At 39.4% G+C, this 20,774-nt stretch carries 18 protein-coding genes; 5 read left to right on the forward strand and 13 right to left on the reverse strand.

Annotation, left to right across the window (positions count from 1 at the left end):
- Positions 1 to 63: 63 nt before the first annotated feature.
- On the reverse strand, positions 64 to 1,563 hold the full coding sequence (gene rho, locus B2O97_RS25025) for a transcription termination factor Rho (RefSeq protein WP_070570498.1): 1,500 nt from the start codon (positions 1,561 to 1,563) through the stop codon (positions 64 to 66).
- 303 nt (positions 1,564 to 1,866) lie between these two features.
- On the opposite strand from rho, the gene B2O97_RS25030 reads away from it, so the two are divergent.
- The 3 genes from B2O97_RS25030 (at position 1,867) to B2O97_RS25040 (ending at position 5,936) form a co-directional block, all read left to right on the forward strand.
- Positions 1,867 to 3,594 (forward strand): MFS transporter, encoded by a 1,728-nt coding sequence (locus B2O97_RS25030; RefSeq protein ID WP_070570442.1) that lies wholly within the window; start codon positions 1,867 to 1,869, stop codon positions 3,592 to 3,594.
- Between the two features lie 241 nt (positions 3,595 to 3,835).
- Positions 3,836 to 4,699: an N-acetylglucosamine kinase gene (locus B2O97_RS25035; protein ID WP_046671899.1), complete on the forward strand. Its 864-nt coding sequence runs from the start codon at positions 3,836 to 3,838 to the stop codon at positions 4,697 to 4,699.
- A 418-nt stretch (positions 4,700 to 5,117) separates the two neighbouring features.
- Positions 5,118 to 5,936 (forward strand): UDP-2,3-diacylglucosamine diphosphatase, encoded by an 819-nt coding sequence (locus B2O97_RS25040; protein ID WP_046671898.1) that lies wholly within the window; start codon positions 5,118 to 5,120, stop codon positions 5,934 to 5,936.
- 93 nt (positions 5,937 to 6,029) lie between these two features.
- Here the strand turns inward: B2O97_RS25040 and B2O97_RS25045 are convergent, their stop codons facing one another.
- Both B2O97_RS25045 and B2O97_RS25050 read right to left on the reverse strand, forming a co-directional pair.
- Positions 6,030 to 6,713, reverse strand: a complete 684-nt coding sequence (locus B2O97_RS25045; protein WP_070570440.1) for a metal-dependent hydrolase — start codon at positions 6,711 to 6,713, stop codon at positions 6,030 to 6,032.
- Positions 6,714 to 6,723: 10 nt separating this feature from the next.
- Positions 6,724 to 7,038, reverse strand: coding sequence for a YbaB/EbfC family nucleoid-associated protein (locus B2O97_RS25050; RefSeq protein WP_046671896.1), 315 nt, complete (start codon positions 7,036 to 7,038; stop codon positions 6,724 to 6,726).
- 186 nt (positions 7,039 to 7,224) lie between these two features.
- Here B2O97_RS25050 and B2O97_RS25055 point away from each other — a divergent pair, with 186 nt between their 5' ends.
- A complete protein-coding gene (locus B2O97_RS25055) occupies positions 7,225 to 7,851 on the forward strand; it encodes a hypothetical protein (RefSeq protein ID WP_139145107.1) in 627 nt (208 codons plus the stop codon).
- Between the two features lie 70 nt (positions 7,852 to 7,921).
- Here B2O97_RS25055 and B2O97_RS25060 read toward each other — a convergent pair whose 3' ends face one another.
- Positions 7,922 to 8,989 (reverse strand): hypothetical protein, encoded by a 1,068-nt coding sequence (locus B2O97_RS25060; RefSeq protein WP_070570436.1) that lies wholly within the window; start codon positions 8,987 to 8,989, stop codon positions 7,922 to 7,924.
- 233 nt (positions 8,990 to 9,222) lie between these two features.
- Here B2O97_RS25060 and B2O97_RS25065 point away from each other — a divergent pair, with 233 nt between their 5' ends.
- Positions 9,223 to 9,804: a thymidine kinase gene (locus tag B2O97_RS25065; RefSeq protein ID WP_070570435.1), complete on the forward strand. Its 582-nt coding sequence runs from the start codon at positions 9,223 to 9,225 to the stop codon at positions 9,802 to 9,804.
- A gap of 252 nt (positions 9,805 to 10,056) precedes the next feature.
- On the opposite strand, the gene B2O97_RS25070 is transcribed toward B2O97_RS25065, so the two are convergent.
- From B2O97_RS25070 to B2O97_RS25110, 9 genes are all read right to left on the reverse strand, one after another.
- A complete protein-coding gene (locus B2O97_RS25070; RefSeq protein WP_112374196.1) occupies positions 10,057 to 12,780 on the reverse strand; it encodes a carboxypeptidase regulatory-like domain-containing protein in 2,724 nt (907 codons plus the stop codon).
- Between the two features lie 127 nt (positions 12,781 to 12,907).
- Complete coding sequence (gene cls / locus B2O97_RS25075) at positions 12,908 to 14,371, reverse strand: cardiolipin synthase (RefSeq protein ID WP_115047677.1); 1,464 nt, start codon at positions 14,369 to 14,371, stop codon at positions 12,908 to 12,910.
- A gap of 57 nt (positions 14,372 to 14,428) precedes the next feature.
- Positions 14,429 to 15,118, reverse strand: coding sequence for a sulfite exporter TauE/SafE family protein (locus tag B2O97_RS25080; RefSeq protein ID WP_115047675.1), 690 nt, complete (start codon positions 15,116 to 15,118; stop codon positions 14,429 to 14,431).
- 9 nt (positions 15,119 to 15,127) lie between these two features.
- Positions 15,128 to 15,550 (reverse strand): FixH family protein, encoded by a 423-nt coding sequence (locus B2O97_RS25085; RefSeq protein ID WP_070570427.1) that lies wholly within the window; start codon positions 15,548 to 15,550, stop codon positions 15,128 to 15,130.
- A gap of 11 nt (positions 15,551 to 15,561) precedes the next feature.
- A complete protein-coding gene (gene ccoG / locus B2O97_RS25090; protein ID WP_070570425.1) occupies positions 15,562 to 16,950 on the reverse strand; it encodes a cytochrome c oxidase accessory protein CcoG in 1,389 nt (462 codons plus the stop codon).
- Between the two features lie 15 nt (positions 16,951 to 16,965).
- The gene (locus B2O97_RS25095; RefSeq protein ID WP_070570423.1) at positions 16,966 to 17,880 is read right to left on the reverse strand and encodes a cbb3-type cytochrome c oxidase N-terminal domain-containing protein; all 915 of its coding nucleotides are present in this window, start codon (positions 17,878 to 17,880) and stop codon (positions 16,966 to 16,968) included.
- 3 nt (positions 17,881 to 17,883) lie between these two features.
- Positions 17,884 to 18,081: a hypothetical protein gene (locus tag B2O97_RS25100; protein WP_070570495.1), complete on the reverse strand. Its 198-nt coding sequence runs from the start codon at positions 18,079 to 18,081 to the stop codon at positions 17,884 to 17,886.
- A 4-nt stretch (positions 18,082 to 18,085) separates the two neighbouring features.
- Positions 18,086 to 20,224, reverse strand: coding sequence for a cytochrome-c oxidase, cbb3-type subunit I (ccoN, locus tag B2O97_RS25105; protein WP_070570421.1), 2,139 nt, complete (start codon positions 20,222 to 20,224; stop codon positions 18,086 to 18,088).
- Between the two features lie 365 nt (positions 20,225 to 20,589).
- Positions 20,590 to 20,774: hypothetical protein (locus tag B2O97_RS25110; RefSeq protein ID WP_286768337.1), on the reverse strand; the 185-nt coding region annotated here is incomplete at its 5' end.

A 20,774-nucleotide genomic window follows, 5' to 3' on the forward strand; every position in this document is an offset into this window, starting at 1 on the left:
ATTTTATAAAAAAAGCCATCATTTGATTAAAAATGATGGCTAAAATATCAAAATTTGATGGGATTACCCATTCATACTGATCAAAAATTCTTCATTTGATTTAGTTCCACGCAATTGACCTTGTAAAAATTCCATGGCCTCTGTAGAATTCATATCCGATAAGTGGTTACGAAGTACCCAAATACGTTGTAATGTTTCTTTGTCAGTCAATAGATCATCACGACGTGTACTCGATGCGGTGATATCGATCGCAGGGAAAATTCGTTTGTTTGCCAACTTACGATCCAACTGTAATTCCATATTACCTGTACCTTTGAATTCCTCAAAGATAACTTCGTCCATTTTAGAACCTGTATCTGTCAATGCTGTTGCTAAGATCGTCAATGAACCACCATTTTCAATATTCCGGGCAGCACCAAAGAAACGTTTTGGTTTGTGTAAAGCATTCGCATCCACACCACCTGACAAAATTTTACCTGACGCAGGCGCCACTGTGTTATAGGCACGTGCCAATCTTGTAATCGAGTCTAACAAGATAACGACATCATGTCCACATTCTACCATACGTTTAGCTTTCTCAAGCACGATGTTTGCAATTTTAACGTGACGGTCAGCCGGCTCATCAAATGTCGAAGAAACAACTTCCGCGCGTACACTTCTCGCCATATCAGTAACCTCCTCAGGGCGCTCATCGATTAATAAGATAATCAAATAAACTTCTGGGTGATTTTTTGCAATAGCATTTGCAACCTCTTTCAACAAGTTTGTTTTACCCGTTTTCGGTTGAGCAACGATTAATCCACGTTGACCTTTACCTATAGGCGTAAATAAATCCATGATACGTGTAGAGTAATTTCCAACACCCATATCTAAATTTAAACGCTCATCAGGGAATAATGGTGTCAAATAATCAAATGGCACACGATCGCGTACCTCAGCCGGATTTTGTCCATTGATAGCCTCAACCCGTACCAGAGGGAAGTATTTTTCACCCTCTTTAGGCGGACGGATACAACCACGTACCGTATCTCCCGTTTTCAAACCAAATAATTTGATCTGAGATTGTGATACATAAATATCATCAGGAGAAGTCAGATAGTTATAATCTGATGAACGTAAGAAGCCATAACCATCAGGCATGATCTCCAATACACCCTCATTAACGATCACATTATCGAAATCTGTACTTGAAGAAGTGTTTTCTGCTTTAGGAGTTTGTGTTGCTTTTTCAGGTTGGGGGCCTTTATCTGCTGCTGGTGTATCTTCGGTTGCAACAGGGGTTTCGTCATGCTCAGAAACTTCACGTTTTCTTACCGTGACAGGTTCCGCAGTTTTTACGGTCCGCACACGTTTACGTGTACGCTCAGCATGTTCCTGATTATCTTCCTCTACTTTAGCTGCTTTTTCAGCTGGCGCTGGTGCTGCTTCCTCTTCCCCACCAGTATTGCTAATTCTTTCGATTAATTCTTGTTTACGCAATTTATCAGCATCTGCGATACCGATCAACTTAGCAATCTCGCGCAATTCCGATACGAGTTTAGCGTTTAATTCGTTAATATCCATTAATGTGTTGTGTATGATTTTTGGATTTTTTTTTGAGCTTTTTTCTGAATTCTGATTACACACTTAAACAAGTTTCCATGATTAAGTGAGATGAAGAACTTAATGATTTCTTTTAAACCCGAAGTGGATTAAATATTGAGAACCTAGACAAAGAAAAAAACAAATTTTGTTATTTCAAAATATTTCAAAAAAAATATTTACTATTGTAGCTAGTAAAACGATTTAACAACATTTTTAGATTGAATTTTATATTTTTTTTCATAAGTTCGTACCTTTCAAAATTTAAGTTTTTAGATCCCTTATATGGAACAGCAACAAACTAAAACCAATTACCCCGCACTCTACACATTGATTATTGTGTTTTTCTTTTGGGGGTTCATTGCGGCAGGGAACAGTGTTTTTATACCGTTCTGCAAAAATTACTTTCATTTAGACCAGTTTCAATCCCAGTTAATAGACTTTGCTTTTTATACAGCCTATTATATTGGTGCATTGTTACTATTTATATTCAGTTCAATCGGGGGAAAGGACCTGGTTGGAAAATGGGGATATAAAAAGAGTATAGTTTACGGTTTACTTTTCTCGGCCTTGGGTGCCGCAGCCATGATTGTTGCTGTCGAAGTAAACTTGTATGTTGGTATGTTATTGGGACTATTCGTTGTAGCCCTTGGTTTTTCTTTACAACAGACTGCAGCAAATCCATTTGCGGTTTTATTGGGCGATCCAAAAACGGGTGCTTCCCGTGTGAACCTAGGCGGTGGTATCAACTCATTTGGTACAACAATAGGCCCTCTTGTTATCGGGTTTTCCTTATTCGGAACTTTTGAGCCTATTTCTGACTCAGAGATCGCCAACCTTCCGCTAAACAAGGTTGTTTATCTTTATATTGGTGTTGGTCTATTGTTCCTGTTAGCTGCAGCATTATTTAATTTCAGTAAAAAAGTTCCTGCTGGAATTAGTGATGAGCCAATGGAAAAAGCGAATAAAGCTTTACGTACCTTGATCATTATGACCATCCTCCTTTTTGGTATGTTCACGCCAGTGTTTTTAAGCTATAAGAGCGATTTAGCCTTGCAGGTAGAGCAGTTACACAAACAGGTTTCAAGTTTAACAGATCAGGTTCAGATCGATCAACTCAAACTTCACATTAAAGAAGTTGCCAAACCACTCGAAATGCAACGCATGTTATGGTTGGCAGGAGCATTGGTCGTTGTGATCGGTGGTTTATTGTTCTCCAATAAGAGCGCGCAAAAAAATCCAGAAGGTTGGGGTGCGATGAAATATCCACAATTGGCTTTGGGTATGCTCGCGCTTTTTATCTATGTCGGTATCGAAGTCGCAATCGGTAGTAACCTCGGCGAATTATTAACATTGAAGGAATTTGGTCATTTGCAATCATCTCAAATTACACCTTATGTATCCATGTATTGGGGAAGTATGATGATCGGTCGTTGGGCTGGTGCTATTACAGCATTTAACTTGAGTAAATCAACTAAAAATGGATTATTGATTATCGTTCCTCTGATTGCATTCTCCATTATCATCGGCGTCAATACGCTTGCAGGATTTGAGATGTCACATCTGTATTATTACGTCGTATGTATCATTCTTCAAATTGTAGCATTCTACCTAAGTAAAGAAAAACCTGCTCGCACATTGATTATTTTTGGATTATTTGGAATTATTGCGATGTTAATTGGCCTATTCTCATCGGGCACTATTGCAATCTATGCTTTCTTGTCAGGCGGTCTTGCATGTTCAATTATGTGGTCCTCAATTTTCAGTTTGTCCATTGTAGGTTTAGGAAAATATACCGCTCAAGGTTCGGCATTTCTTGTGATGATGATTCTTGGTGGTGGTGTTCTTCCTCCGATACAAGGAAAATTAGCGGATATTATCGGTATCCATAACTCGTATATTTTACCATTAATCGGATTCTGTTATGTTGTTTTCTTTGCGATATTTGTTAAGGGAATATTAACAAAACAAGGAATCAATATTGATGAAATAGAGGCTGAAGGAGGCCATTAACACCCCTCACTAATTGTAAATAGTACACTATTTAAACAATTTTATTACACAGCTCAAAAACTGGCTTAACAACACCGTTAAGCCAGTTTTTTTATATAGTCACCAAAGTACAAACATTTATTTTTTGAAAAATAAGCGGATAAATTATGATATTTAAAATTAAAAAATGTATTTTCGGGGAATTGATTAATGAATTGATTACTCATTTTATAACGATAAACACAATTAAAACTACTCAATAATGATAATCATTGCTGACGGGGGATCAACAAAAACAAACTGGTGTTTGTTAGACGATTCGAATAAAAAAATCTACTTCAACACAGAAGGGTACAACCCTTATTTTGTTGATAGTGAATACATTGTAAACTCCCTAAAAAAAGGACTACCGCAAGATTTACCTTTTGAAAAAATCTCAGAGGTAAACTATTATGGTGCAGGTGTTCATAACAAGGAAAAAGCACAAATTGTTGTTGATGCTTTAAAACAAGTATTTACTACAGCTGAAGTTGAAGTAGGACACGATCTTCTTGCAGCAGCAAGAGCATTATTAGGAACTCAAGCCGGATTTGCTGCGATCTTAGGAACAGGAACAAATTCTTGTCTATACGATGGTAAAGAAATCACATTAAACATCGACTCAGGTGCTTACATTTTAGGTGATGAAGGTTCTGGTAGTTATATTGGTAAAAAATTACTGGCAGATTATGTTCGTAATTTGATGCCTAAAGATGTTAAAGAAGTATTTTATAACACGTATAAAATGACAAAGGACGAAATTATGGACGCGGTTTATACCAAACCAATGCCAAATCGTTTCTGTGCAAGCTTTAGCAAATTTGTCTATGACAACAATGTAAATATCGAATACACACGCAATATTGTTGATGAAGCTTTTGAAGCATTTTTCAGAAATCTTGTCAGCAAATACCCTAACTATCAAAGCTATACTTTCAACTGTATCGGTTCGGTTGGTTACAATTTCAGAAATGTATTAGCAGAAAAAGCTGAGCAATATGGAATGAAAGTAGGCAAGATCTTGCGCTCCCCTATCGACGATTTAGTACAATTCCACATCGATAGAGCAGCAGCGACTGCCAAATAGAAAAAGAAAAATAATCTTTAACATAAGGAAAGGTATTCAATAAAATTGGATACCTTTTTTATTGCTCTTCCCCCAGTCCTCCGACCTGCCAATATTCTCCGTACCGAAAATTCCCTACTAATATTAATTTCCAATTAACTAACTCATACCGTTTTACAAGACATTTTAATGATTTAATAACAGGAATTTCATCGGTACAAAATAAAAGTATCTTTTTTTTGTAATAGAAGTTAACAGATTGATTAAATGAAATATTGCGGCTTAGAATAACTTCAAAAACGGTAAAAAAGGTCGTTTATGATCGATTCATTTCAGACAAATCCGGCAAAGGTCAAATATAGTCCTCAACAGACGCATAGAAAAAAAATCTACAAAGGACATCTTGGTAGACATAAATGAATAAACAAATTTATTGCAAATGAAAAGAAGCCTTGATATACTTGTAATCTCAGATTTACACCTAGGTACTTACGGTAGTAGAGCTAAAGAGCTTTTACTTTATCTAGAGTCCGTATCTCCCAAAATACTGATACTCAATGGAGACATCGTAGACATTTGGCAATTTAAAAAAAGCTATTTTCCGCAAGAACATCTAAAAGTCATCAAAAAAATCATTGACATGAGCTCTTCGGGGACAGAAGTACATTACATCACGGGCAACCACGATGAAATGTTGCGCAAGTTTACCGATCTAAAATTAGGTAATATCAAGCTGAGCAATAAACTCCTTCTTTCACTCAATAATCAAAAAGTGTGGATCTTTCATGGAGACGTTTTCGACGCATCCATTCATCATTCTAAATGGTTGGCCAAACTCGGTGGATGGGGCTACGACAAACTTATCCAGCTCAATAATATCATTAATTATTGCCTAGATAAAATGGGTAAGGAGAAATATTCTCTTTCTAAAAAGATCAAAAACTCCGTTAAAAAGGCCGTCAAGTATATATCAGATTTTGAACATACAGCGACTGAACTAGCGATTGAAAAAAATTACGATTTCGTCATCTGTGGACACATCCACCAGCCTCAAATCAAAGAAGTCATTACCCGAAAAGGAACCTGCACGTATATGAACTCAGGAGATTGGATTGAAAACCTCAGTAGTTTAGAATATAAAAATGGGGAATGGAAGCTGTTCTATTTTGAAGAAAATAAAGAACAAATCCTGAAGAATAAAATCATCGATATCCCTCTTTTCAGCCTGGAAGATCTTAAAAAGATTGTCATCTCATAAAGATTGTCATGTCTTAATGAACACAACAGAGATCTGCATATAATCAGGAAAACACTAAAACAAAGCCGAGCAAGCTCGGCTTTGTTTTAGTGTTTATAGTTCAAATGTTGCACCGATTTTCGGCAATGACAATGAAATATCCTCATTTTGGAATTTATCCAAAGCTTGTTGTTTATCGATCGTTATTGGCGGAAATGAATCGTAATGGATACCAACTACCCGAGCACAATTCACAAACTCAGCCGCTTTAATTGCATCATCCACATCCATTGTATAGTGCCCACCTATAGGTAAAAATGCCCAATCCAGGTTCATGTCTGCCAGCAATTTCATTTCCATAGTCAGTGCGGTATCGCCGGCAAAATAAATTTTTTTGCCTTTTACATGGAAGACAAATCCCACAGGAAACCCGCCGTATTGACCATCAGGTGTACTATTGGTATGTGCAGCATACACCATCTTGACCGTGCCAAAAGGCAGTTGAACTGTTCCGCCCAAGTTGAATTCGATCACCTTATCGTCAGGTACGCCCTGTCTTCTCACCCAGCCTGCAGTTTCAACAATCGCTAAAACAGTGGCATCGCTGTTTTTTTGAATTGTCGCCATATCGGCCACATGGTCCTGATGTCCATGACTTAAAAAGATATAATCCGGTTTAATTGTATTTACATCGATTTCTTTTGCAAGTGGATTATAAGTAACAAATGGATCTAAAAGAACCTTCGTTCCGTCAAAATCAAACTCTACACAAGACTGTCCGTAATAAGTTGCTTTCATGATAATATCGCTATTGATTAAATAATCCGCCTAGTCCTCCTAGTCCACCCAACATATCTTTACTTGCTGCCTGCATTTCAGCCTGGCTGATATTCTCAGCTTGCGCAATTGCCTTATTCAGAGCAACCACAAGCAACTCCTCCAATTCTTCCTTATCTGCGTTTGATAAAAATACAGGATCGATGGTAACCTCTTTTATCTCTTTGTTTGCTGTCGCTACCACACGGATTAAACCACCTTCCACTTCACCAGACACAGAAATTGAATCCAATCTTTTCTTGATTTCCTCCGCCTTTTGCTGGGCTTGAAATAATTTGTCAAACATATTTATATCATTTATTTCAGGCCAATTTACAAAAATCTGCGCATACCTACTATTGCTAATTTACTTTCGCCAATGCTTCCCTTTTTTTCTGAAGGTTGTCTGATCTTATTGGCCAGAAAGAACCTTCAGTTCGCTTTCATTGCTCTTGGTGTCTGCGAAGTCAGGAAGGTTTTGTATTTTTGCAACATGCAAAGCAATCAAGAAAAACTAGTCGCCCATATTTTGGACCAGTTGGACCTAAATCCGGCAGCTATTCCAGCTGAAACCTACGACACATTAATTTCAGATCGCCCTCAACTTGTCGACATTGACGATATGATCTCCTATATCAAACGTATCGGGACTGATCTCGATGCCATTGATAAAACAGTTGAACTGGTTGAAAAAATTGAAGACGAAACAAGTATTCTTATCCATAAGCTTAAGTTTATTTCGGCTACTGACAGGCCCAAGGTATTGGTACTGGACCAAATACAGCCGCTTGAAATAAACCGTTCTGCCTATCTGCAGGAAGCCATAAAAATAGCCGGTGGTATTCCAGTTACAACAGAAAATGAAGCCGATAAAATCATTGTCATCGGTCAGGGAGAACAGACATTTATCCAAATTCCACAATTGTTGAATTCGGCAGCTATCGCATCATCCAAAGCTATCGAGCTCGATCAGGTCTTCATCATGACCAATAAACAATTTGCACAGATTCCCGGATATAATTATTTGAGAGAACTTGAATCTTTAGCCGAAATTCTTCAGCCAAAGTATTTTGTGTATGGTCATGAAGGAAACGATTGGCTACAATTTCAACTAAGCTAAAAAACCAAAAATATAGGTATAAAAAAACAGCTCCAGTAGAACGGGAGCTGTTTTTTTATACTTTAGAATTTTAGTTGTATCTTCTGCGTAGGACGTTGTATAATTTTTCAACGGTATGCGGTTTATCTGTCCATTTATTTTTAATCGCATAATTTGTCTGCAAAAATGCATCCGCTTCCGCATAGCTTGTAAATCTATTCAATAATTCGACAGCCTCACTATACGCTAAACTATACCCATTAAACAAATCCTTAATAAATAAGAGCTTATCATTTAAGCTTATTCCTGCTTTAATATCTGTGAGTTTATCGCTATGTCCAGATTGATTTACCTGATAAACACGGTTCTGCACGCCAGCTTGCTTCTGTTGAGAGATAATTTCATTTAAGGTCAATGGTCTCGCGGGAGCTTCTTCAATGACCGTATTGATTTCTTCCTGAATAAACACTTCTTGCGGCTGCTCAATTACGACTTCTTTTGGTTCTTCGATGACTTCTGTAACGAAGACAGTAGGTTCTTCAACTTGCGCTGTAACTTCCTTTTCTGCCTGATAAGCTAATTCCTCCACTGGAGCAGCCTCAAAAACCGGTGGCGTTGCAACAACTGGCGGAGCGACAGGTTCAGCAATTGCAGGGCTAGGCTCTCCCGATTGTATCGGTTCACTTTCAGAAACAAATGAGGTTTCTGGCTCTTCCAATTTTACAGGTTCACGTTCAGAAACAAATGGGACTTCGTTTTCCTCCACACTGGTTTCTTCATTTGCTACAATGGCTTCTTCATTTCCACGGTTGAAATCTTCAACTGGTTGAGCTTCTTGAATCTCGCTTTCAGTGGGTTCAGCAACAACTTGCTGCGCTGAAGATCTAAGGGTGGAAGGCGGTGTAAAATAGTCGTTGAAAGCAATCTTCTTACTGTCTAAGGCAGCAGTACTTAACGTATGCTGCGATTGAGCTCCCTGAAGAACGGCCTTGGTCTTAAGTAAAGTTATGTAGGCAGCCACAGCCTGTGCCTTCGCTTCTAGTGTTACTAATTCGTTAATTTCGGACAAGCTGCCCTGTTCCGACAAGGTCAGATACTGTCCATTTAAATCCTGTAATAAATCGCCTATCGTATTAAAAATTTCCTCTTTAGTACCCATAATTCTATTTGAAATCACCAATTAATTATTTATAACACTTATACCTGCAACCGATCAAAAAGTGGAAAACCCAATCCTTTGATTTAGAAATATTTGGATTTACGCCCAATTTTTGCTACCCAAATTTAATATTTAATTCTGATATTAGCGGTGTCAAAAACAGAATATAATGGGAGGTCATTTTACAAAAATCACCTTATTTGCGGACCTTCCGACAAAATTAAATTAATCAAATGCTTTTTTCCGAACATAATTTGGCTTTGCGCCCCGCACAATATGGTAGCATTGAAATTGTCTGTGGATCGATGTTCTCGGGCAAGACTGAAGAACTGATTCGCAGGCTAAAACGAGCACAATATGCACGTTTGAATGTCGAAATCTTTAAACCAGCGGTTGATAAGCGATATGATGAAAAGTTGGTCGTTTCTCACGATAGCAATAGCATCCCATCAACACCCGTTGATCATTCTTCAGCGATCCTACTCTTAAGTTCATCGACCCAAGTTGTCGGAATCGATGAAGCACAATTTTTTGATGACGGTTTGACAGAGGTATGTGTCAAATTGGCAAATAGTGGTATCTGGGTGATCGTTGCCGGTCTCGATATGGATTTTCAAGGGCAACCATTTGGTCCAATTCCCAATTTAATGGCAGTAGCCGAACACGTCACGAAGGTGCATGCGGTTTGCATGCAATGTGGCGCTCCAGCGAATTATTCCTACCGCCTGACCAAGGATACGGAAACCGTGCTTTTGGGTGAAAAAGAAGCTTATGAACCACGGTGTAGACCTTGTTATTTCGGCTTGAATAAGTAAATGATCCAAAAAGTTAACTAAAATCTGCCAAAAGGACCATAAACGCTATTTGGCATAGGATTTGAAATATACTTTATAAATAAGAAGATTAACGCTTTTAATAGCGACAAAATACTTTTCATAATTTAGGTTTATAATTGGTTAGTTAGCACCTCCTTGCCCATCAAGGGGGTGTTTTTTTGTTAAAAAAGAACGCTGTCCCCAGGTTACTGAGCACAGCGTTCTTTTTTCATGAACTCCTATAGGCAAGGCTTAAGGCTGAACACCGTAATTTATAACCTTACGGCCAATGTTACCTGTTTGATCCATTCCCTCGACGATGACCTTGTAATTTCCATTTCCATCGGCATTATAAAATTGAATGGCAGCTTCCCCCGTCTCTGTGATTGAGACTTTCGGATTCCAGTAAATGGTCGTTCTCAAATCGTTTACAGCCTTTCTTTCCGGCGTATCGTATTTTGGAACATAGAATTTGCGTTCTTTAATATAACCTAGAGGATACATATCGATCACATTTGATTTTGGCAACATGCTCTCAATTTCACTCAATGACATTCGCGGCTTCTTCGCTTCCACTTTTTTCGTATAAATGGACACAACACCATTATTTTGATACATTCTGGAGACTGTTCCCAATTCATCACGTAAGAAGATTTCGATTCCTTCGATATCCGCGACATTGATGCTGTTCAATCCAGGCTCATCAATAGCCATACCGTTCAGAAAGAACTGAACAGGCGTACGTCCCCCCGCATTATAATCGCGGGAAACATAATATTTCAATGTCTGCGGATCATAAGTAATGCCAGTCAATACCGTTTGAAGACACATGGTCAACACGTTACAACCGGTCAAACGCTCGGGTTCAATACGGTGTTCCGGCATGGATAAGCCCGAAATAGATGGAAAATCTTTATTGGTGATTGCTTTCTTCACTACGCCTGTCACTTCGACCTCATCCAGAAGGATCGATTTTCGATACTCTTTTCGGCTATTCGCCAAATAAGGAGCAAAAGCCTGGTCTATATTCGGCACAAAATAACTTTTATAGCCATTATTCTTATCGATCTCCGGGTAAAAGCTCTGATCCATATTAATAACCAGGCTCCGGTAATTGTCGTTAGAGCGGGCATTAACCGTTACTTTAGACGAGTCCGGGAACACAAGATCCTTAAAGGTGAATCGTCCATTCTGATCCGTATAAACGTCTTTCTTAATATTACGCGAAGGAACCGATAAAAGTAACCCTCCATTTGGATAAGGGCGTCCAGTATTCATCCGAAGTATACCGGATAATTCAATTCCTTGCTCGGGAAGAAAACTGATCTGTGGCAACTTCTCCGATATAAGTGTCGGGTAGTCAAATCGACGGTATCCCTGTGTCATTAATAGTGCATCCAGCGCTTTATCCCGATTGGGATTCTTTTCATCGAAATATGAATTTGGGTTTTCTACATTTCCTTTGAGGTCCGAAGTCAACAGAAAGTTGCTCACAATAGAGAGATCTGCCTGATCATTATAAGGAACTTTGGATTCGTCTATTACAGCGACTGAATAGCTTCCGGGGAACTTCTGCCCATTGTTGTCCACAGCAAGTTTAAGATTGACCAAGTCTTTAGCCTTATAGCTTTGCTTATCGCTGGTAACTTGAATATTTAAAAGCTTTTCACTTTGAACAAATGCCAAGCGTTCGCTGATAGGTTTTCCGTCCGGACTCAATAAGGTTACCTGAACAATACCATTTGGCAAACGCTCTTTCGGAATATTGACCAATGCAGACGAAGATTTTAAATTCACCTGTGCGCCAAAACAGAGATGGCCATTCGACTGAACCAAAACATAATAAGATTGCCCCGGGTTCTTTGAAAAATTCTCCTCGCTAGTTACCACGGCAAACTCCGCATTCGTGGCATCCTGTTTTACAAAAACAACATTTGCCTTGTCACTGACAACAGCCGGCAATTTGTATTTGCGCTCCTGTCCATTCTCAAACTTCACAACAGCTTGATAATTTTCTCCTGCGAGCGGCAGAAGAGAAAAATAGCCCATTCCAGTTCCAAAGTCTGCAAACTCCGCTACCGACTTGCCCTTTGAATCCAAAATACTACCTTTTACCTTTAGCCCCTTACCATCGGATCCAATGGCTTTAAATGCAACTTTTTTGGCCAATCCAGCGATAATATCACCCCCTTCAGGAAAGAATTGCACATCTGCATCCCACAAGGCATTTTTGAGCAAGAAGGAACTGGACAAAGGTTTTTCATTTTTATTTTCCTGAATGCTAATCTTCAGTTGTCCTTTCTCCAGATTTGCCTTTTCTTTTGCAGACAGGTTTATGGTTACTTTCCCCAGCCCATCGGTCTCAGCTTTGCCCTTGTCGAAGGTTTCCCATCCCGACACAAACTCCCAATTGATTTTTGAATTGATCATCGGTTTTCCCGTACGATCGCGGAACTGTATGACAGCTTGGGTTTTATTACCACCAATGTTATTTTGAAATTCAATGTTCGTAATCAATTTCTTATTGATTACATCCCCGATTGGCACCACTTTGTTAAAAAAGTAAGCATTATCAAAGTTGGCCATCCATTTTGTGTAGGCCCTAAAGCGATAATTGTCCTGAGACATAAATTGAGGATCAAGTACAATCTGCCCATTTCCTACCCCTTTATCCAATGGAATTTTTAGTGTCTGAATCAGGGAATCGCGACTGTTCAGCACTTCCACGTAAGCTATTTTACTCGGCTCATATTCGGCCAAATTGCGGGATAAATAGGTTGAAAACCAGAGAGTATCCCCTACAGCATAATAAGGCTTGTCGAAATGTAAATGTACCTTTTCAACTGGGTAAACCTGAAAATATTTCTGAACTCGTTCTACGATTGTATTAATAGGCAATGTAGGTGTAGTCTGGGCATAAGTGGTCCCTATTCCTAACAGTCCTATCGATAAAGTCAATAGTTTTATGTGCTTCATTGAAAGTCTTAGAATAAAAAATGAATAGCTAAATATATTCAATTTTGAGCAAAGACCAACCGCATTGGGGTATTTTTAACATTTATTATACCTATTCATGGGACGATTTCCGACGCGCTAAAAGTAATTAGAGCAATGGAGCCAAAAGCCTACAGATAGAATCTACTCCTCTTTTCCAGCGGCTTCGCTGCATCCACTTTCGAATTGTAATCAGGTCTGAAACTTCGATATCAGCCAAAAATTGTGCATTAAGACGGTCGCAAAGCTCTTTATCCGATACAATTCCCGAGATTTCAAAGTTGATGTAAAAACTTCTGATATCCAAGTTTGTCGTACCGATATAGGCCAGCTTCCCATCAATGCAGATGGTTTTGGCATGCAGAAATCCCTTTGTATAGAGGTATACATTAACTCCTCTTTCCAGTAGTGGTTTTATAAATGAGAAGGAGGCATGCTGTACAAAAAACGAATCAGACTGGGCCGGCAACATCAAGTCCACACGGACACCGGAAGATACCGCGAGCATTAAAGCAGTCGTCAATTGATCGCTGGGAATAAAATAAGGTGTACACAACTGTACATATTCTTTTGCTTCGTTGATACCGGCAATAATTGCTTCCATATTGAAAGGCGCTGGCGATCCAGGATCACTGGCTGTAAATCCTACTCCACTCGCATCTTCATCGGTAAGAGGAAATCGGTTTAAATAACCGCGGCCCAATTCAAACGATTCCTCATCTGTCTGGTTCCAGCTGTTCCAAAACTGGATTTGCAACGTATTTACTGCTGCGCCGACAACCATCATCGCCGTATCCCGCCAGTAAATCTCATTTTTTCCGTTATTGATATACCGATCTGAAATATTGATTCCGCCGACAAAACCTATTTTCCCATCGATCACCGCTATCTTGCGGTGATTTCGGTAGTTGCTATTCGCCAAGGAACTAAAGGTTACTGGAAGAAAAGCTTGAAACACAAAATCGGGTTTATGCCGCCGTAAATATTTAATTACATCTGGAGCACCAAAACTATCCAATATCAGACGTACGGTGACCCCAGCTTTTGCTTTTTCTTCTAGAATATGTAAGATCTCCTGCCCTATTTCATCCATTTCCCAGATATAATATTCCATGTGAATGGAATGCTGCGCAGCTTTAAGGCGATCTATAAGTACTGGAAACTTTTCTTCCCCATTGATAAACAGGGTGACATCGTTGTTGAGGGAAAAAGTAGAGATCTTTTGATTTTTAAGGTAGCGGTATACCATGGCCAAACTACCGATCCGCTCATTTAACGTATCGATATGTTCCTCCATAATTTCGGATTCCTTACGCCAGGCATCCAGTAGCTTTTTGGACTGCTCGCGATACACGCGTTTCATCCTTTTGACCTTCTTAAACTTCTGACCAAAGAAATAGTAACTGAGCAAACCGACGACAGGTAAGAAAACAATGACCATAATCCAGGCAATGGTCTTGGAAGGATTACGGTTTTCGATCAAAATCGTCCCGATTACACCAATATAAAGGATGAGTAAGGGAATCCAATAATATTCTAATGCAATCTGTAAAATATGATGAAGTACCTCCATATTGTGTGCTAAGGGTTTTACCAAATATAATACTTAGCATCGACATATTGTTTGTCGTTAAACACAGTTTATTGCACCATCGACATGAATGAATGGACTTAAATAAGGAATGTCTAAATTGGCACCCCGGAGTATAAACCAAATTCCCAATAAGAAATAGAGAAAGGGAACCCATTTCGAAAATCCGATTTTGAAAGATCTGGAGAAATTTCCCAGAAAAGAAAACGCAAACAAGAGCGGGATAGTTCCTAAGCCAAAACACAACATAAAAAAGAAACTTTGCTGTGGACTGTCTGCATTTATGGACGACATGAGTGCCATGTAGACCATACCACAGGGCAATAAGCCATTCAGTACGCCAGCAATAAAACTCCCCCCCGGTTTATAGAGCCATTTCGACAATAAGCGTACAACTGGCTGCACAGCCTTCGTCTGCCAGCTAGCGATTTTCCGATTATGCTTACCAATAAGCTGGAATAAAGCAATTCCGATCAGAATAATACCTGTGGCCCAGCTCAAACTTCGCTGCCAACCTTGAATCTGCGCAAATGTTCCGATCGTACCGAGTAAAAGTCCTAAACAACCATAAGTCAGTACCCTTCCGGATTGATACAGTATTTTATTAAAAAAAACGTTCCAACCAAAACCCTGCCTTCCTTCAATAGCAAAAATTAATGGACCACACATGACCGCACAATGTATGCTTCCAAACAATCCCATGAAAAATGCAAAATAGGTATAGCTCATTTCGTTAAACTAAAATAAAATATGCTCTTCAAACAAAAAATCTTTACCTACACTCTTCCAGTCAATATACAAATTCCACATTCCTTTATCGAAAGTGGAAATGGGCAGTGTATATAAATTACTGGTTGTCTGAAATGGTAATTCTTTATCCAATCGATTATCCGAAGGTTTTCGAAACAGCAGTTTCCCTTTATTTTCTTTGGAAACAAAATGAATATACAAGGTATCTTGCCTGATTTCTATTGTCGGTGATTCCTTCATCATCAATACATTTTGCTTTTTTTCGTAAGCTTGATCATAATTCAGCCCCTGTTCATAGTAGTCATCTTCTTCCAGACTATCCGAATCATGACTCACCATATATATTCCAGCTCCGACTATACACAACATAAATACCGCCAAGGTTAAAAAAATCTTTGTACCCCAATTCATTGTTTTTCATTTTAATTCATACCCGGAGGCGCAATAAAAGTGGTTTTTAAACTTTCCACTTTCTTATCTCCCGAATAGATAGCTAATTTTACATTACTTTTATAGGTCTCAACATCCTTATTCGCGATAATTAGAAAAAAGCTCAGTGTCGCATGCCCATCTTTACTCAATTTTTGAATAGGATTGACCAGTTGAATCGTTAAACGCGGATCATCACAGACCAATTTAAAAGGCATTTCTTTACCAGACTTATTAATCAATTCCAAAGAATACAGGTTGCTTATTGTCTTATCATCACGAAGCTGGTAGGTGCTTCCCTTTGCCCGAAGCAATCTTCCATCCACCTGAGAACGATTGAACAACAGAAAACTAAAGACCGACATTAATGCAATCAACACGATAGAATAGGCTATTGCCCTCGTATTGCTTTTTTTCTTCAGTGTTCCTTCAATCTCACCCATTGGATAAAAGCCAATTAACTTTTTAGGCTTTCCAATTTTGTCCATGACAGTATCACAGGCATCAATACAGGCCGTACAACTTACACATTCTAATTGCAGACCATTTCGAATATCAATTCCTGTGGGGCATACATGTACACAGAGTTTGCAGTCTACACAATCTCCATGTGTCGTCGTTGCATCCTTTTGCTGTTTTCCTCTTGGCTCTCCACGTCGATGATCATAGGCGACAGTGATACTTTGGTCATCGAGGAGTACGCCCTGCAATCTGCCATAAGGGCAAATTGCAATACATACAATCTCCCTGACGTACGCAAACACACCATAGAAAACCAATGTAAAGATGATTATTGATATCAATCCACCTATATGTTGGTCCAATGGATCAGTGACGATCTTCATCAGTGCATCAACACCGATGATATAAGACAAAAAGATATTTGAAATGAAAAATGATATGATCAGGAATATACCATGTTTCAAAAACTTTTTCAATTGTTTTTGATCCGTATTGGGTCCAGCATCCAATTTCTTTTGTTGTTGCCAATCACCTTCGATCCAATATTCAATTCGTCTAAATATTAATTCCAAAAAAATGGTCTGGGGGCAAGTCCATCCGCACCATACCCGTCCAAAGACAACAGTAAACAAAACCACACATACCATCACGATTAACATGCCGAATACGAATATGTAGAGATCCTGTGGATAGAACAGATTTCCTAAGATGGAAAACTTTCGCTCAATAATGTTGAACATGAGAAACGGTTCACCATTTATTTTGATAAAAGGAACTACAAACAAGAACAGCAGTAGTGAATACCCAACCCACTGTCTCTTTTTGTAAAGCTCTCCCTGCGGTTTTTTGGCATAAATCCATTGTCTTTTTTTTGACTTAGATCCACCGTTATTGGCGTTATTCACGACTACTGTACTCATTGCTATTTCAATTTACTACTCTGCTTTTTTTTCTGTTTCAGCCTGATCGGCTTTGCTCTCATCCGCCGCCTTCTCTCCACTTGCAGCCTGGCCACCACCATAGGTTACCTCTTCACCTTGCGGAGCTTTTGGATTAGCAGGGTGTGTATCCCTTAAGGTGATAATATAACTGGCAACCTGTGCGATTTGTGCAGGACTTAACGTTTGTTCCCATGGCACCATTCCTTTATCAGGAACACCATACTTAATGGTTTTGAAGATATCTTTAATCTCGCCACCATGAAGCCAAAACTTATCGGTCAAGTTAGGTCCGATGCCTCCCTCGCCACTACCACCGTGACAAGCGACACAGTTTGCGGTAAAGATCGCTTTTCCATCAGCTGCCATTTCCGGCTGAAACTCCACGCTACTTTCGTCTACATTGCTCGCAGAAGCAGTAAGATAAGCCTGACGCTCTTTCTCGGCAACGACCATCTCATGTTCATACTCCTGGTCCTGGTTCATTCCGATGCCCGACACCTGATAAACAAATAAGTAAACAAGGCCGAAAAAAATCGTTCCATAAAAAAGGAAATTAAACCAGATCGGAATCGGATTATCCAATTCGCGGATACCATCATACTCATGGTCTATAACAATATCCTTTTCTTCTGAAATCGGTCTGATCCCCATGATCTTGTTCCACGACCTTTTCATCCAGCCCTTATTCGCCGCCTTTTTGAGTTTTTCCTCCTTGGCCAATTCAGGCATGGTAATCTTAATGATGGATTTCATCGCGCGATTGACCATCAATGCCGAAGCAAGAAGAGCCAGCATCACAACGATCAATACAACAATTAAGATATCTGTGTATAAATTATCTGTACCGAATCCTATCGTAGATTGAACAACTTCTGCGGTAGCTGGTGCAGTATCCAATAATAAACTCATATATTATAGACTATCAGGTGAATGATTCAGTTTCTTTTCTGTTTCATCTTCTTCCAAAGGCAATTCCTTCATATAGGTAACATAGTCTTTTTTCATTCGAAACAACATGATTGCTACTGAAATGAAGAACACCAAGAAGATCCAAAGTGATGCAATTAGATAAAGCTCACTGCCGTTTAGATTTGTTATTTGCTTAAACATGGCTTTATTGATTTGCGTTAACATTATCAGCTACTTTTGGAGCTGCTTTTATATCTGTTCCTAATCGCTGTAAGTAGGCAATTACAGCTACAATCTCACGGTCAGCTAACACATTCACTTGATTTTGTTTTAGATCATCAGCAATTTTTTGTGCCTGTTTGGTAAGATCCTGCTCAGCATGTTCAATTTCCGCATCGGTATAGGGAATTCCCAATTTCCGTAACGCTTTCATTTTATCTTTCAGAATAGAATTATCTAGCTTCTGATCGATCAACCAAGGATATGTTGGCATAATACTTCCTGGCGAGGTAATCGTCGGATCCAACAGGTGATCAAAGTGCCATTTATTTGGGTATTTTCCACCGATGCGATGCAGATCTGGTCCCGTCCGCTTCGAACCCCATAAAAACGGTGTATCGTAAACAAACTCTCCCGCCTTGCTATACTCTCCGTAACGTGCGGTTTCGGATCTAAATGGACGAATAGTTTGCGTGTGACAGTTTACACAACCTTCTCTTACGTAGAGATCCCTTCCCTGAAGTTCCAATGCTGTATAAGGTTTTACACTCGCAATCGTTGGAACGTTTTTAGAAATTGTAAAAGTCGGCACCATTTCCACCATACCCCCAATGAGGATGGCAATAAGAGCCAGTACCATAAATAAAATTGGCTTACGTTCAAGGCGACGGTGTTGAGACTGTTCGTTTACTTGAACCGGCAATAATGCAGGAGCTTCTGCAGGCTCATTGGCCAAAAGCTTCCCTTTTTGCATGGTTTTGATCAAGTTGAACGTCATCAGGAACACGCCCGATAGATAAAGTGCACCACCTAATGCACGCATCATGTGCATTGGCAAAATTTCCAATGTTGTCGCAAGGAAGTTGGGATATTTCAAAACCCCTTCCGGTGTAAATTCTTTCCACATCAAGCCTTGTACTACAGCTGCCCAATACATCGGGATCGCATAGAACAAAATACCCAAGGTACCTATCCAAAAGTGCGTTGATGCCAATTTTTTAGAATATAACTCCGTTTTATATATACGTGGTATCAACCAGTAAAGAATACCGAATGTCATAAAGCCGTTCCATCCCAATGCACCTACGTGTACGTGTGCTACGATCCAGTCGGTAAAGTGAGCAATTGCATTCACCTGCTTTAAAGATAGCATAGGGCCTTCGAAAGTCGCCATACCATAACAAGTAAGGGCCACGACCATGAATTTTAACATAGGCTCTGTCCGTACCTTATCCCAGGCACCACGTAAGGTCAACAAGCCATTGATCATACCGCCCCAGCTCGGAGCAATCAACATAATGGAGAATACAACCCCTAAAGACTGTACCCAACCCGGTAGCGCCGTATAGAGCAAATGGTGAGGACCTGCCCAGATATAAATAAAGATTAAAGACCAAAAGTGAAGAATACTTAACTTGTAAGAGTAAACTGGACGGTTGGCCATCTTAGGAAGGAAATAATACATCATTCCCAAATAAGGGGTTGTCAAGAAAAAAGCAACTGCATTGTGACCATACCACCATTGTACCAGTGCATCCTGCACGCCCTTGTAGACATAATAGCTTTTCCAGCCAGCTACAGGCAATTGGATGGAGTTAACAATATGCAATACGGCTACTGTAACAAATGTGGCAATATAGAACCAAACTGCGACATACATATGACGTTCGCGTCGTTTGATAATAGTACCGAACATATTGATTCCAAATACCACCCAAATGAAGGTAATTGCGATATCAATAGGCCACTCCATTTCGGCATACTCATGGCTTGAAGTAAGACCGAGTGGTAAAGTAATAGCCGAGGCAACAATAATTAATTGCCAACCCCAAAAATGGAGTTTGCTCAAAGCATCACTAAACATTCTTGCTTTAAGCACCCGCTGTAAGGAGTAATACACTCCCATAAAAATACCATTACCTACGAAAGCAAAAATCACCGCATTGGTATGCACAGGACGTACACGGCCAAATGTAGTAAATTGCAATCCGAAGTTCATTTGGGGCCAAACAAGCTGCGTCGCCACAAGCAATCCTATGGTCATACCAACTATTCCCCAAATAATGGTAGCGATTCCGAAATTCCTGACAATCTTGTTGTCGTAATTAAATTGCTCTAACTGCATTACTTAAATTGTTGATTCTGGTTCAAAAGTAAGCAGCAATTTATGACAATTTAATGATGGGGAATGCGTACAAAAGTGATGTACGTCACTTTTGTATTACCGCATTACAATGCTTAGTTACTAATTTCGGCTGCTGGTTCTAAATGACTTAGCGAAAATTGAGATCCTGAAAGGTACTTTTCACCAGTAGATCTGACATCAAAAGTGACCATAATCACATTTCATACCGTACAGTGCGCTATTTTAATGGCAATATGGATTGAAATCAATGTTATATTCACAAATTTATCCCGAAAACATCGAGGACTATCGGAACGAAGCGAATTGCATCTATAGCGTATCAAATCTCATCAAAGTGGCAAACCTTAATCTTTCAATGTATTGAACTGTAGCCAGTGAGCCAAAGCCTTTTCGAAAAGGAGCAGTGATGGGATGAGCTTGAGCAGGCACAGTGAAGGCTCTAGGGCAACGCCGGTCGGGGAAGTACGGAGGATATGCAATGGCCTGTACAGGGAAATACGGAAGTATTTAAACGAAAGAAGCCCTTGAC

The organism is Sphingobacterium sp. UBA865, from assembly GCF_002295765.1.
GTDB lineage: Bacteria > Bacteroidota > Bacteroidia > Sphingobacteriales > Sphingobacteriaceae > Sphingobacterium > Sphingobacterium multivorum.

Bases quoted from the DNA above. Each gene is read 5' to 3' on its own strand.
- B2O97_RS25050 (WP_046671896.1), bottom strand. From the start codon at position 7,038: ATGTTTGACAAATTATTTCAAGCCCAGCAAAAGGCGGAGGAAATCAAG.
- B2O97_RS25045 (WP_070570440.1), bottom strand. From the start codon at position 6,713: ATGAAAGCAACTTATTACGGACAGTCTTGTGTAGAGTTTGATTTTGAC.
- B2O97_RS25040 (WP_046671898.1), top strand. From the start codon at position 5,118: ATGAAAAGAAGCCTTGATATACTTGTAATCTCAGATTTACACCTAGGT.
- B2O97_RS25085 (WP_070570427.1), bottom strand. From the start codon at position 15,550: ATGAATTGGGGTACAAAGATTTTTTTAACCTTGGCGGTATTTATGTTG.
- B2O97_RS25065 (WP_070570435.1), top strand. From the start codon at position 9,223: ATGCTTTTTTCCGAACATAATTTGGCTTTGCGCCCCGCACAATATGGT.
- B2O97_RS25060 (WP_070570436.1), bottom strand. From the start codon at position 8,989: ATGGGTACTAAAGAGGAAATTTTTAATACGATAGGCGATTTATTACAG.
- ccoG (WP_070570425.1), bottom strand. From the start codon at position 16,950: ATGAGTACAGTAGTCGTGAATAACGCCAATAACGGTGGATCTAAGTCA.
- B2O97_RS25030 (WP_070570442.1), top strand. From the start codon at position 1,867: ATGGAACAGCAACAAACTAAAACCAATTACCCCGCACTCTACACATTG.
- ccoN (WP_070570421.1), bottom strand. From the start codon at position 20,224: ATGCAGTTAGAGCAATTTAATTACGACAACAAGATTGTCAGGAATTTC.
- B2O97_RS25035 (WP_046671899.1), top strand. From the start codon at position 3,836: ATGATAATCATTGCTGACGGGGGATCAACAAAAACAAACTGGTGTTTG.
- B2O97_RS25080 (WP_115047675.1), bottom strand. From the start codon at position 15,118: ATGAGCTATACCTATTTTGCATTTTTCATGGGATTGTTTGGAAGCATA.
- cls (WP_115047677.1), bottom strand. From the start codon at position 14,371: ATGGAGGTACTTCATCATATTTTACAGATTGCATTAGAATATTATTGG.
- B2O97_RS25095 (WP_070570423.1), bottom strand. From the start codon at position 17,880: ATGAGTTTATTATTGGATACTGCACCAGCTACCGCAGAAGTTGTTCAA.
- rho (WP_070570498.1), bottom strand. From the start codon at position 1,563: ATGGATATTAACGAATTAAACGCTAAACTCGTATCGGAATTGCGCGAG.
- B2O97_RS25070 (WP_112374196.1), bottom strand. From the start codon at position 12,780: ATGAAGCACATAAAACTATTGACTTTATCGATAGGACTGTTAGGAATA.
- B2O97_RS25100 (WP_070570495.1), bottom strand. From the start codon at position 18,081: ATGTTTAAGCAAATAACAAATCTAAACGGCAGTGAGCTTTATCTAATT.
- B2O97_RS25055 (WP_139145107.1), top strand. From the start codon at position 7,225: ATGCAAAGCAATCAAGAAAAACTAGTCGCCCATATTTTGGACCAGTTG.